This window comes from Cylindrospermum sp. FACHB-282, assembly GCF_014697195.1.
Classification (GTDB): domain Bacteria; phylum Cyanobacteriota; class Cyanobacteriia; order Cyanobacteriales; family Nostocaceae; genus Cylindrospermum.
Genome location: NZ_JACJRJ010000034.1, coordinates 23,092 through 37,541 on the forward strand (window position 1 = coordinate 23,092; position 14,450 = coordinate 37,541).

Annotated in this window: 5 protein-coding genes; all 5 read right to left on the reverse strand. The window is 42.2% G+C overall.

Translation table 11 applies throughout. The features are described from left to right. Window positions 1-126 precede the first annotated feature (126 nt). On the reverse strand, window positions 127-432 hold the full coding sequence (locus tag H6G32_RS17500; protein WP_190460580.1) for a phosphopantetheine-binding protein: 306 nt from the start codon (window positions 430-432) through the stop codon (window positions 127-129). 43 nt (window positions 433-475) lie between these two features. After that, window positions 476-1,807: a phthiocerol/phthiodiolone dimycocerosyl transferase family protein gene (locus tag H6G32_RS17505; RefSeq protein ID WP_190460582.1), complete on the reverse strand. Its 1,332-nt coding sequence runs from the start codon at window positions 1,805-1,807 to the stop codon at window positions 476-478. 64 nt (window positions 1,808-1,871) lie between these two features. Then, window positions 1,872-3,539, reverse strand: coding sequence for a PfaD family polyunsaturated fatty acid/polyketide biosynthesis protein (locus H6G32_RS17510; RefSeq protein ID WP_190460584.1), 1,668 nt, complete (start codon window positions 3,537-3,539; stop codon window positions 1,872-1,874). A gap of 475 nt (window positions 3,540-4,014) precedes the next feature. Further along, window positions 4,015-7,050, reverse strand: a complete 3,036-nt coding sequence (locus tag H6G32_RS17515) for a PfaB family protein (RefSeq protein ID WP_190460586.1) — start codon at window positions 7,048-7,050, stop codon at window positions 4,015-4,017. A 368-nt stretch (window positions 7,051-7,418) separates the two neighbouring features. Then, window positions 7,419-14,432 (reverse strand): type I polyketide synthase, encoded by a 7,014-nt coding sequence (locus tag H6G32_RS17520; RefSeq protein WP_190460588.1) that lies wholly within the window; start codon window positions 14,430-14,432, stop codon window positions 7,419-7,421. Window positions 14,433-14,450 lie beyond the last annotated feature (18 nt).

Sequence of the window (14,450 nt, forward strand, 5' to 3'; positions counted from 1 at the left end):
TAATCCAAAATTGTATAACTGCAAGTAAACTAGAGAAGAGAACACTTGATTCAAGGGGGTTTAACTAATGCTGGTAAAGTGTCTATTCTCAAGAAAGAAATACCAGGAGAATTTGTTGCCTGGCGTTTAAATCTGAAAAGTTTCTGAGGTAGAATCTTGCAAATCTTCAGATAAGCGTTGAGCAAGCTCTTCAATAGTGGGGTAATACCACAGATAGTGGAGAGACAACTTAAATCCTAGAGATTTCTCAGCTTTACTGGCTAAAATCATCGCCTGTCCTGAATCTAAACCATAGTTTTCCAAAGGTTCATGGATATCTATTTGGTCAGATTCAACTCCCAATACATAGGAAATGTTAGAAACTAGCCACTCTTGAATATCTACAACAGTAGGTGACTTTTTGAGATGAGAATTAGGAATATATTCACTCATTTACATACCTCTAAGGTAAATATTAACAGCATTTAATTGGCATCTAGGATATAAAAGACATATCCAAATTGAAGTGACAAACATCAAAAACACAGGACATGAAATTATTTACAAGTTCCTCCATTATTTGCTGACTGATTGATGGCTGAGAAAACACAAAATTTAAGAGCATTTTTTCCTGAAAAGTTGCCGCATGGAGTACAAAAACACCTGCATACAAAGCATGAGAAGCAGCAAAACTGATTTCTTCTAGTTCAAACTCACCATAAACTTTGGGAATGTTTACTTTGCCAATATTAGAAACAGATACCGTGGCAGCTACTTGCTTGGGGAAGATAAAACAAAAATCTATGAGTTGCTTGACAATCAATACTGTCTTAAAGATATCGCCTTGCTTGATACCAGCATCTAGCTTTTTTTTCACTTGTCGAGCTAATTCCCAGAAGGAGGTGTTTGTCTTGATGGTGTGAAACCCCATTAAAGATGTGGCTAATACAGCCGGATGTTCCTCATCAATTGCAGGTTTGAGACGTCTTCTCAAATCTAGATATGATAGGCAGTTTACTCGGACATCTTTGCTATTAAGCTTAATAATTTTTCTGCCTACTGTAAACATCATTGCGGCACATAAAGCACTATTTACTGTTGTACTTTCTTGTCGGCAACGATTTACAAACTGTTGGGTAAAATCTGGATTAAGCTGTCTGTGAATAATATTGCAATGACGCTTGGCTATGGGAACGTACTTTTGAAAACCTAATGTTTCCGGTCGATGCCAAATTTTTTCAAATGCTAGTTGCAACAAGAATAAAATGCTATTTATCCTACCTCTAAAACCCTTTGTCCATTGGGGTAATAGTTTTTTTATGGGTGGGATTGGGGGCAGTATATTAACTGGGTTAATTAGATCACCAGATACAACTTTCTGGTAATAAGTGAAGATTTGTGAGTGCAGTTGAATGCTGAATGTTCCATCTGCGATCGCATGATGTACTGTTGTAATTAGGTAACTTATATGATTATCGTTCAGGATATGAATAAGCACCACTCGTAGTAGATTTTGGCTACTATCAATTTTCTTATTCATCTCGTCATTAACTACTTCTTGCCACTGCTCATTGTCCAATTTATTCACAATATGCAAAGCAATTTTAGCTGTCCCTTCTGTTTGGAATCGGAGATGATTATTAGAATTAATAATCCGAGAATTCAGACGAGGATGACGATACTGTATCATATCTATAGCCTGGCTCAAAATTTCTCTATCTAGAGATTTATTGATGCGGCTAATAGTTACTAAATTCCATGTTTTAGCACGGTTATTTAGAACTTCCATGACTTGTTCAAGATGTCCTAAATTTCTGTCGTTAGACATATTCGCCAAGGATTATTTGAATTGATAGTTTCATCAACCTGATTTGAACATCAATCAAAAATATTCAATTTATAGGAAACCTAACTGGACGATATTGACTATAATTATCTGGAATATACAATCCTTGAATTTTTAAACTTTGTATTCGATATAAAAATGCGGCTCCTGTCATGATGTGATAAGCAATATCAACCACTTTCCGATTATGAGGTTCAGCTAGATAAGATGCTCTCACCCAATCATTAAAGCTACCCATTGCCGGGCCACACCAGATTTGATAATCAATTTCTCGTCCTTTTTCACCAGAGCTAGACCAACGTGAAGATAGTCCCAGATACCAGCGAAAAATTAACGCCATTTTGAGTTTAGGATTATTGGCTGCTTTGGCTAATTTATCAGGATTTCGTTGAGACAAATAAGAAGCCGTCTCTTGCCAAACTGCTTGTAAACTGTTTCGCAAAATTTGTTTTTCTAATTTGTCTCTTTCTCCTTGGGGAATGTCGTCAATTGAGTCATAGTTTTTGTATAAGTCAAATAACTTTTGCGCTCGGAGAGGAAACAGCGTTCCGCGTTTGAGAACTTGCAGTTTTACCCCCATTTCAAACATATCTGCTGCCGGAGCCATCATCACATCAGTCATCTCGGCTTGAGCTAGCAACTCTTTGGTATATTGAGAAGTTCCAGCTTCAATACAAGATTGGTTAATGGAGCCGGTAACAACATAAGCTGCACCCATCATAAAGGCAGCTAATGCTGATTTTGGAGTGGCGATTCCTCCTGCTACTCCAATCCTGACTGGTTTTTCATAACAATATTTACTTTGTATTTCATCTCTCAATTCCAGGATGGAAGGTAATAAACAAACCAGCGGACGGTTATCTGTATGACCCCCTGAATCGGCTTCTACAGTGATATCATCAGCCATAGGAATTTTTTCGGCGAGAGATGCCTGTAATTTACTGATTAAACCTTGCTCAACTAATTGTTTAAGAATTTTGCTAGGAGCAGGTTGAAGAAATTTGGTAGCAACTTCTCGGCGAGAAATTTTGGCGATGACTTTATTTTTGATTTCGATTTGATTAGCTGTATCTAAACTCAGTCCTGCGGCTCGATAATAAACAATGTTGTCAGTCAAATCTAAAAAGGCAGAAGCTTCTATGACTCTCACCTGATATTGGAGATACAAATCAACGGTACGGCGTTCAATAGCAGGTTCACTAGGACTATGGAGTAAGTTAAAAGCGTAAGGTTCCTGTTTTAAGGATTGTTGTATGCGGTTAATGGCTGCTTCAATACGGAAAAGAGATAAACCCCCTGCACCAAATGAACTCAAAATTTTCTCTTTTCCTAGTGCAATTACTAATTCTTCAGAAGCAATGCCATGAGCCATTGCCCCAGTTAAATAGGCACATTTTACACCATAAAAATTTAGGAAACTTGGATCACCTAGCTGTTGAATTGCCAAGGGTGGCACAGTGATGAGCATTTCCATTTGTTCTATTTTGTCATTTTTGGTATGACCATATTTACCTTCAGTCGTGACGCCTATTTGCCCTTGATGACTGATAATATAACAAGGTTTAGCTAAACTAAGTAATTTAGATTTGATGCCATCTTCATCAAAAGATACAGTATCTAAATAACCATGCCAAACTTGATTGTGGTTGCCAAACAAAGTGGAGAATTTTAGGGAATTAGTTTGTTTATTCAAAAGAGAATCTATGCTAATCACGTTATTAACCCTCTAGTTTAAAAGATTTAAAAGAGAAGTAATAGTTTAATAAATCTTTTTTAAAGCCAGAAAGATTTATTAAGAGATGCAAGTTTTATTTGATTTGTGAGAATGTATTTGTAATACCCTGGATCAAGCAGGAGTGCCAATAGAGATTTTATCAATCTCACCGAAGAGGCAGAGGGGAAGGGGGCAGGGAGCAGGGGGAGCAAGCCCTTCCTCTCTGCGCGGAGCGAAGCGGAGCATGGGTAAGAAGCCCCGCCCTTCCAGGGCGCTCGGCTGGGGCGGGGTACAAGCTTTGTCCCAGTCTCTCCCCCCTGCTCCCCGCTCCCTGCTCCCCTGCTTCTTTTGACAAATCATTTACGACTGCTACAAGGTAGCTTCGACCACAGGAGATAGAGAGGGCTTAAGCCCTCACTACCAACCTTGAATTATTTACACCAACCTACTTACCTACTTATGCTAGAGTTTTGGTTTATTGTAATTTGTTGACTTGTTCAACTAGCCTTTGGTAAATAGTTAGTTGTTGCTGAAGCAGCAAACTTATTTGTTGTAGTGATTCCTGTCGTGCCTGCAATAAAACAGCATGAGTTTTGGTGACGCGGGTATTGTTATCACTTAGCTTTTGATAATGAGGGTTACGTAAATTGGGAAGATGTTTTTGTTCAAGTAAGCTGTAAGTGGATTTTACTGGGGTATACTGCTGTTTATCAACTAGATTCTCTAGAGTATTTAAAGATGTATCTTTGATAGGTTGCTGGTAGTTTTTTGCCTTCACAGATGAGGCATTATATTTACCACTATCTAAGGTGATGGTTTTGAGCATTGACTGGGTTTTATTTAAGCTTGTTGTCGATGGAGAATATAGTGGAGACAAGTCTAAGTTAACCCGATGACTGAGGAGTTTCGCTAATGCTTTAACAATAGAAACATGATCATCTACACCTCTTTTATTAACAGAGATGGTAACGTGTTCTTTGTTCTTTAGGGTTTCTCCAATCCATCTTGAACAGTTACTACCAACACCTACTTCGACAAATATTCTGTAGCCATCGTTGTAGACGCGGTTAATTAACCGAGGGAAATCAAGCTCTTGACAGAGGGTTTTAGCTATGTTGTGACCAATAGAATTACTATCGATAGTAATGGGTTCGTATGCTGCGGCGGAATAAAAAACAGTTCCTGATACGTTTTGAGTTGGTATGGTGTGTATTCTTACAAGTTCATCATATTCTGAGTGCATTGGCTCGCAATGGATTACATGATTTATTTGAGTATGGAAGGCATCACAATTTAAGTTTTGAATCACCCGCTTACAGGCTTGTGTTTCACCAGAAATTACAACTTCTTCTGGTGTATTAATCAGACACAAATAGACGCGATTTTCTTGTTTGAGAGCTTCTCTGACGCGGGCTACTGGACAAATGAGAGCATAGTTACTCCAAAAGTCTTGCTCTTGATTATCTTGGGCTTGGGGTAATCCCCAATACTCGCGCACTGCATTTTTGGGGCCGGAGAGGCGGGTTTTAAAGAGGGGGGATGAGTTTAAGTAATCGCTGGTATTTTTAAAGCTAGTCCAGACACTCTGAGCTAGCATAATGCTAGTTTCGCCGAGGCTATATCCAAATACAGATTGGGGCTGTATTTGGAAATAATTTTTGAGTATTGCCGTGATAATTCCAGCAATGCCAGCTTCCGATTCGAGCATTGCTACTGGATCATTTATCAATTGCTGTTCAAAGGTTTCCAGTTGCTTGTTAGACAACTTTGTTAAGCTTCTGGGATATAGAAGTTTTTCTATATTGGCGACACGATGATAAACGTTACTGATTATTGGGTCATCGTGAACTTGGGGAAATAAGCGGAAGAGATTTTGGGCTAGTCCAATGTAAGAAGTGAAGGAACCGGGGTAAACGAAGGCTAATTTACCTTGTTCTGCCAGTGGTTTTGCTGTAAAGTAGCTGCCTATTGGAGTTTGCCAGGGTTCTCCTGTGTCAAATGCTGCGGTAACGCCTGAAAATGCGCGGTGAATTTCTCTGATTAATTCATCCTGATTGCGTCCAAGAATTGCTAAGGCATAGGTTCCTTTTTGATGGTTTTTAAAGGTTGTAAAGTTCTGGCTAGCGGCAGCAGATAGGGAGGTGCAATTGGTGATATTTTTTTCGAGGGTGGAAAGCTGCTCTAATAAGCTTAATTGATTATCAGCTGCGATCGCAAATAGATAAAAAGGCATTTGCTCTAAATATCTACTGCTGTAATTTTTCTGATTTGGTTCCTCTGACAAAATCAAGTGTGCATAACTGCCATCTACATCCATACTATTAATGGCAGCGATTCTTTTTTTGGCTTCTGCTTCTAAAAACCAGGGTTTTGATTGAGAAGCGACATAAAAGGGGCTGGAAAGCCACTCTGCTGGCGTTTTGGGGTTAGACCACTGGGGAACCGCGGGAATGTAGCGATGATATAGGCAGAGTGCTGTTTTTACCAGACTAACTATTCCTGATGCTGCATAGGTATGCCCAATGTTGGCTTTTACGCTGCCAAGGGCACAACGCAGATTTGTTTCAGCAACGCGATAAGCCTCGATTAAACCCTGAATCTCTGCCTGATCTTGCTGTTGAACACCACTGGCAAAAACTTCCAAATAGCCGATATCATCTGGTTTGATATCTGCCAGGTTAAAAGCTACCTGACAAGCTTGGGTTACTGCTTTTGGGTGGAGTTGGGAATTTTCTACTAGTCCCAGGGCGTCAATGACCGCATATATGCGATTTTGATCTTGTTTTGCTGTGTCATGGAGTTTCAATACCACAGCGGCTGCACCTTCCCCAACTACGGAACCATTGGCGTTCTGGTCGTAACTGAGGGTATTTACACCTGTGTTGAGATTTGTCTGATGATTTTCTAGTCCAGACAAATCAACGGCACCAACTATAATAGCATCTACTTGTTTATTAGCTAGTAGTTTTTGGGCTAAATTCAAGGCTTGGAAAACAGAATCTTGTTCAGCATTTAATGCAAATGCTGGACTAGCAGCATCCCAGAGACGGGAAATATAACTAGCTAATTTATTTGTGTTTTGATTCGGGTATTCACTGTCGTTAATTTGAGGGGGGAGAACTTCTGTTGCTGTGACAATCACAACTGCCATTTTTGTCTGTTTATCCAGTCCAGCATCTTTCAGGGCATTATTCGCTACCTGGAGCATCAATAGGTCTTGAGGCTTGAATTTATCTAGCTCGTCTGGCGGTATTAGCAAGTTTAAAACATCAATTTCAAAATCTTTGATGTATGCGCCTAATGGTGTTTTACTATTGAAGGTTTCAGGGTTTGTTAGTGTCTCTTCTGGTAATTCTATGGCTGGTGTTCGGTGGGGAGGAAGGGGAATAAAGTGCTGAATGCCTTGATAAATGCTGCGTTCAAAGGCATCTAATCCCTGACATCTGCCTACAAAGCAATCCATGCCAACAATCGCCATTTTGGGATTTTTATTTTGGGGAAATTTTTCCATGATCTAGTTTCTCAAAAATGTCTATTTTTACATTTGCAAGGTTGGAATCAATACAGTTTAGTTAGTGATTTTCAGTCTTTGGAGATATCCCCTTTTTTAAGGAAATACGCTTGGTGTTAAGGCTTCAGTTTTTGTCTAAATCAATTTTTTAACGTAGACGCGGAGCGGCGTGCCGCAGGCTACCGCAAAGCACGCACGCGCGCAGCGTTCGCGAAGCGTGCCGTAGGCTCTTGCCCAAAGGGCTGTAGGACACAAAGGAAGAGAAGGAAGAAATGCTTAACTGAACTGTATTGGCCTATATTTTCCCTTTAAATACTGGGAAGGTGGGGATTTTTATCTAAACTGTATTGAGTTTGCTTCGACTTTTTTCACAATTGTTTGGGCAAAATAGTTGCTTTGGCTCCTATCATCCGGTTATATATTTTTCCTTGTTGATCATGTGCAATGACATCAGCAACTACAGCCGATTCTGTTTTTGATTTGACTTCACAAGAAACGTAGAATGTTTCACCAAATGGGATAGGAGCAAACTGTTCAAAGGCTTTGATTTCTGAAGGTAAACAAACTTGTTGGTAAAAATGATGTGTCCACATCCAGAGTGCATGAACCTGAACATCTGCAATGTAGGGATTGAATGTTTGAAGGGGGAATTGTCCTTGTTGCTTTTCTCCAGGATTTGGCAATAAGCATTCTATTGTCAATTTTCCTGGACTGGCATTTAAGAGAGCTTTGACGCCTTGGAAAGTTACTCCATGAAATAAGCTGCCTGTACCATTTTGATAAAACGATTTAGTGCTGAGGAGGTTCTGATCTTGATTTAAGTTCAGTTGTTCATAAATAGGGACACTAGGAATTTGTCGTTTTAGCTTCACGTGGGTACTAAAGTGATAGCGAGTTTTATCTCCTGAATATTTACTCCAGATTTTGGCTTCAAATTCTATTTTGTCATCTTCGATTTTAGCAATTTCTTGCAAATCTAAAGTGTATTCACTTGCTAGATTTTCATCAAAAACAATTCCCTTTAAAACTTTGTAGTTTGGACAAATAAAGAATGTGTAGCCGGGATAGAGTTGTTCACAAGTATTGATGATCCATGCTAGGGCACAAGTTGCGGGAAGAACGGCATTACCAGCAATTACATGATCTTGTAAAAATGGATTAGACAAGAGTGTTAATTTGCGCTGGATACGAAAGGTTTTGAACCCATTGGCTAATAACGGTGGTCTGTATAATATGGGGCTGCCAATGACTAATTGCACAAATTCTTGATTGCTGATTGCTAGTTCATTAACTAACATTTGTGTCCCGACTTCAATGGGGATTGTCTCAATATTGCGCTCGGCAAAAGCTTTCTTTAATTCTGGTGATACCATGCCACTATCCCAAGGGCCCCAATTAATCGCAACTACGTGACAATCGGGATGGTTGCGCTTAATCAGATGGGCTGATTTGTTAAGGATTTCATTGGCGATCGCATAATCAGATTGTCCCACGTTGCCGTAAAATCCAACCACAGAGGAAAACAAGACTAAATATTGCAGCTGGCTGGCTGGGACACAGTGCAGCAGGTTTTCTAAACCTTTGACTTTGGCTGCATAAACTGTTTCAAAATCCTGGACTGATTTTTTCTCAATCAGCTTATCGGCGAGATTCCCAGCCCCGTGAATGATTCCTGTGACTGCTCCCCACCGCTCAATGACACCGGCTAATTGCTCTTGGAGTGCGATCGCATCGGTAACATCCACACTCACATATTCCCCTTGTCCACCCACCTGCTCAATAGCTCGAATGGTGGCTTGGATTTCCCGTTGGGAGGAAATAGCCTGATACTTTTTCTGCACCATTACAGGTGTAGGCTTTTCGCCTTTAGCCAGAAAATCCTCCATAATCCGCTGTTTCAATTGGGCTTCGGTGTCACAATCCTCTGCCCATACAGGTTCTGGCTCTGTACTAGAACGACCCAGCAGGATAAATTTACATTGATATTGCTCTGCTAGTTTGATGACACACTGAGCAGTAATCCCTTTTCCACCACCACTAACAAGAAAGACTTGAGATTGAAGCTTGGTATTGGGGACAGAGGGAGCAATAATTGGTGATGGGGGAAGAGTTTCCGCCACCAGGGTGACACGTCCTTGTGAACTATATCCCACTTCTGTAACTAAGCGATTGGGGTCGTAAAGTTCAGCGAGGATAGATTCTACTGCTGCTGGAGTCCCTAAATCAGGACTTAAATCAAGCGATCGGCAAAATACATCTTCCCATTCTAGGTTTAAACTTTTGGTGAGTCCGAACAGTCCCGCACCAATTGCACCAAAGTTAGTTGTACGTCCTAATCCAAACTGACCATCTAGATGAGCCACAGTCAGAAAACAACTGCGTCCTTTGGTAGCTGCTTGATTCAGCGGTTCTTTGAGATATTTGGCGATTAAAAAGACATGGCGTAGCAGAGCCTTTTCTGTTTCCAGATAGCAGACATCACTGACGGGATTCAGATGGATGAATGCAGCGATCGCCCCGTATTTATGCGCGATCGCCTCTAACTGTTGTTGTAAATGCTCTTCGCTCAAATCCGCCAACACAACCCGCTGGATTCCCTCAGCTAAAGGTAACTGTTGTTCAACCAAGGTTCGGGGAAAGCTTAAAACAACAGTTTTCCAACCGCGTCCTGTTAAAGCTACTGCTAATTCCCCAGTGGTGGGAGAACCATCATCAGTCACTAAGGCGATATGCTGAGGGGGTATAGTCACATCTAAAACATCAGGTTCCGGAAGCGCTTTCAGTCTCACCGGACTGCGGCGAATCTGGTGAGTGCTGAGTGCTGTTACCGTAGCCGAGTCTAGCCCTGCTTCAGTATTGAGTGTTAAATCTGTGGGGATATCTTTTGGAGCCAGCGTTTGCATATACTCAACAATTTGTCCCAGGGTACGCAGTTGAGCCAGTTCTTCTGGATTCGGCTTGGGTAAATCAGGATATAGCTCCAACAACCCGCCCAAAATTTCCACCCGCTTAATCGAATCAATCCCCAAATCTGCCTCAATATCCATCGACAGTTCTAACATCGACGTTGGATAGCCTGTTTTATCACAGACAATGTTGAGTAATGAGTGCTGAATGCTCCTAGTGTCCAGGGGTGTAGCCTGTGTTGAGTCTGTGGATATTGGTTGAGTCTTGAATTCTAAGTCTGTGGATATTGGTTGAGTCTTGAGTTCTAAGTCTGTGGATATTGGTTGAGTCTTGAATTCTAAGTCTGTGGATATTGGTTGAGCAACCGGTTCTTTTGGAGCGAGCGTTTGCATATACTCAACAATTTGTCCCAGGGTACGCAGTTGAGCCAGTTCTTCTGGATTCGGCTTGGGTAAATCAGGATATAGCTCCAACAACCCTCCCAGAATTTCCACCCGCTTAATCGAATCAATCCCCAAATCTGCCTCAATATCCATCGACAGTTCTAACATCGACGTTGGATAGCCCGTTTTATCACTAACGATGGTGAGCAGAGTTTGACTCAGATTAGCTAGATCAATTGCTGTAACTGTTGGGACTGTGGGCGTTACCGTAATAATTCCTGGGTGATTCTCCTTAGGCAAAACCAGATCCTGGAGATGATTTACACCATTAGTTATCCCTGGCTCCAAGTTGCTCACCGAAACCGGACTAGCTGGAAAATTAATCACCTGTAAGGGTTGGGGACTAGTAGCAGCGACAGAAGTTGGCACTAGAACCGGACTATCTTGATGGTTCACCACTGGTAAGACATGGGGTTGAGCCACATCTCCAAGGTGCAACAGGTGATAATGTTGCTGGATTAATTGGAAGTAATTATTGGTGTAGTCGTGCTGATAGTTGAGATATCGCTCATGAATGCGGAGAGTATCAGTTTGATGATCGTGAAACCGCATAATGCTACGTTCAGAACTGGAAATTGCCAGTTGCTGAGTTGGCGTCTGTTGTTCAACGAGTTGACCATTTCCCAAAAATGAATGCTGCTGCTGCATTAATTCAAGAAAGGTTTTGGTATATTCCGTCTGATATTGCAAAGATTGTTCGTGGACATTTAAAATGTCACGTTGTTGGCGGCTGAATTCAGTTAAGGAAAAATCTAAGCTGTCGATAACTTTTTCGTAATCTGGTTTGCCATTTTGCCAAGACTTGACATTACCATTGGCTACCTTCTCCGGTTGACGGGGAGATGGCTGGGGATAATCGGCGTTGGAGTGGTTGATTGATGTTAGTTGCAAGTCCACTTGATACCCATTTTGCGGTGATTTGGCACTACCATTGAGTACTTTTTCCGATTGACGGGGAGATTTCGGGGAATAATTGGGGGTGACGTTGGTTAGTGGTGCTGATTTCAAATCCACTTGATGTCCATTTTCCAGAGCTTTTACAAAAGACTGTTTCGTTTTTTCAGAAACATAATTAGTGCTGTTCAATCGCACATTCAACATCTGATGTTTAGTCGCTTCGGGGATTTGGCGCTCAATTTCATAGGGGTCTAGGTTGCTCAAAGGCAATCCAGCGACGCGCAACTGTACAATAGCTTCTCGGAGAGTGCGATCGTCTCCGACCCTGGGCAGATTACCATTTAAAGCCACAGCTATATGCGGCTTATCCTTGAGAATATCCTTAACCAAATTGGTGAGAATATTTTTCGGGCCAAATTCAATAAAGCAATAACCGCCTTCACCATAGATATTTTCAATTTCTTGGCGAAACAAAACCTGATTTCTCAAGTGTTCCTTGAGGGTTTTTTGCATCGCTAGGGATTCACTGGGGTAACGCCCACCAGTGACATTGGTATAAACCGGGATTTTGGCAGTGTTGAAAGTAACCTTTTCAATCGCCTGGGCAAAGGGTTTCTGGGCATAAGCCACCAGTGGAGTGTGAAAAGCCGCCGAAACTTTTAACCGCACAACAGAGAACCCTTGAGTTTTCAAAGCTTCTTGCACTTGGGATATTTGGGCGATCGCCCCAGCCAGTACCACCTGCTTCTGAGAATTCCAGTTAGCAATAATAACTTGGGGAAACTTCTTGATCAGTTCTACCACCTGACTAACATCCCCAGTCACCGCCAGCATACCACCCCCATCAAACTGGGGATCTTTTGGTGCAGCCATCGCTTGTCCCCTGGCTTTCACCAAAAAAAAGTAATCTGCTTCACTCAAAACACCACCAGCCCACAAAGCCGTCAGCTCTCCAAAGCTATGGCCAGCAACAAAATCTGCCTTGAAGCCAGCCTGTTGCAATATCTTGTACAAACCTGCACTGAAAACCCCAATCGCTGGCTGTGCATATTCTGTTAGTTGTAACGCTTCTACCTGGGCAGCCTTAGCCGCAGCATCAAACATCGGGGGCGGAAAAACCACCTCAGAGACAGGCTGCAAACCATCTTTAGACAACAGGCTATCCATCTTTGCATAGTTCTGGCGCAAACATGGAAAGTTCATCACCAGTTCCCGTCCCATTTCTAGGTATTGAGAGCCTTGTCCAGAAAACAGCGCCACCACTTTTCCCTGAGTTGTCAACCCAGCTTTGCGGTAGTAAATTCCTTGGGGATGTTCCCAAGATTCGGCTTGTGGCTTGTTTCTCAACCAGTCAATGCTGATTTGCAAAAACTCACCAGCCTGTGTTAGAGAATTAGCCACAAACCCCAGTCTGGCATTTGTCACCGGAATTGCTAAAGATTTACAAGCCGCAATCAGTTCTGTATAGTGCCGCTCTCCCCCATCAGATTGCAATTGCCGTTGCATCTCTTGACAACGTGACAACAACTGCTCCGGCGTAGCCGCAAATAGCAACACTGCTTGGGGAGTAGGGTGTAAACGATAGGGGCTACTGTGTTCGTTTTCGTATTCTTCTAGAACAACGTGGTAATTTGTGCCACCAAAGCCAAAGGAACTCACCCCCGCACGTCTTGGCTGATCATTGGTGGGAATCCACGGTCTAGTTTCTGTATTTAAATAAAATGGGGAAGTTTCAATGTTGAGTTTGGGATGGGGTTTGGTGACGTTAATCGTCGGGGGCAATATTTTGTGATGCAGAGACAAAGCAGCTTTGATCAGACTCGCCGCACCGGCAGCCGCTTTTGTGTGTCCAATCTGGGATTTGACAGTACCCAGAGCAATATATTGTTTTCTGGGATTATTTTCGGCGAAAACTTCTTTAATCGAGGTGAATTCTGTGGGATCTCCCACCATTGTGCCAGTACCGTGGGCTTCAATTAAACCAACACTGGCAGGGGAAAATCCCGCATCTTCATAAGCACGACGCAGCGCTCTGACTTGACCTTCCGGTCGTGGCGCATAGATGCTTTTATAGCGCCCATCACTAGAAGTGCCAATACCTTTAATCACAGCATAAATTCTGTCATTATCTCGTTGGGCATCTTCCAGGCGCTTAAGTACCAACATCCCCACACCTTCACCAAGCATCATCCCATCGGAATCTGCATCAAAAGGTTTGACTTTGTCGTTTTGAGAAACAGCGGGGGTTTTGCTGAAACACATATAGGCAAGAATCGAGTTGTCGGTGTCAACTCCACCAGTCAGCATCATGTCCGCTCGATGCTCAACTAACTCACTAATTGCCATTCTCAGAGCACCCAATGAACTAGCACAGGCGGCATCTACTACACAGTTCATCCCCCCGAAATCTAGACGATTGGCAATCCGTCCCGCAATTACATTAGCCAGCATACCGGGGAAGGCGTTCTCGTCCCACTGCACATATGAATTTTTGAGTCTGTCGATAATTTTTTGTGTATCCTCAGCAGATACGCCACTGCTTTTGAGGACTTTTTCCCAAACCGGATACTCTAATCGGGTACTCAGGGGTATGGCCAACTGCCTGCCAATTGCCACCCCCAAGACAACTCCGGTGCGATCGCGCAACTGATCATTAAACTGCCGCGATTCACCGTAACCAGCATCTTCCATCGCTGATTTAGCTACAACCAAACCTAGTAGTTGGGAAATATCTGTGACTTCTAGAATATTGGGAGGCAACCCAAATTCCATCGGATTAAAATCGATTTCTGGGATAAATCCGCCCCGTTTGCAGTAGGTTTTATCCGGTGCTTTGGGGTTGGCATCGTAGTAATCTTCTACCCTCCAACGCGAAGGAGGTACATCAGTAATACAATCAATTTTCTGAATAATTTTTTCCCAGTATTCCTGTAAATTTTTAGATTGTGGGAATATGGAAGCCATCCCGATAATAGCAACATTGGTTTGTTGCAATTGCCTATTTATTTTGCTAGTTAACATTGCGGTTTCAGACATATCTTTTTTCGCCTTTATCAGCTTGAGCAGAGCCTTTTCACAATTGCTCGCTTCGTTTTGCAACTGTGCCAAGGCAGCTTCAATCCTAGAAGCAGCCATCGCTATATCTTCACTATT

Bases quoted from the DNA above. Each gene is read 5' to 3' on its own strand.
- H6G32_RS17505 (WP_190460582.1), bottom strand. From the start codon at position 1,807: ATGTCTAACGACAGAAATTTAGGACATCTTGAACAAGTCATGGAAGTT.
- H6G32_RS17500 (WP_190460580.1), bottom strand. From the start codon at position 432: ATGAGTGAATATATTCCTAATTCTCATCTCAAAAAGTCACCTACTGTT.
- H6G32_RS17520 (WP_190460588.1), bottom strand. From the start codon at position 14,432: ATGGCTGCTTCTAGGATTGAAGCTGCCTTGGCACAGTTGCAAAACGAA.
- H6G32_RS17515 (WP_190460586.1), bottom strand. From the start codon at position 7,050: ATGGAAAAATTTCCCCAAAATAAAAATCCCAAAATGGCGATTGTTGGC.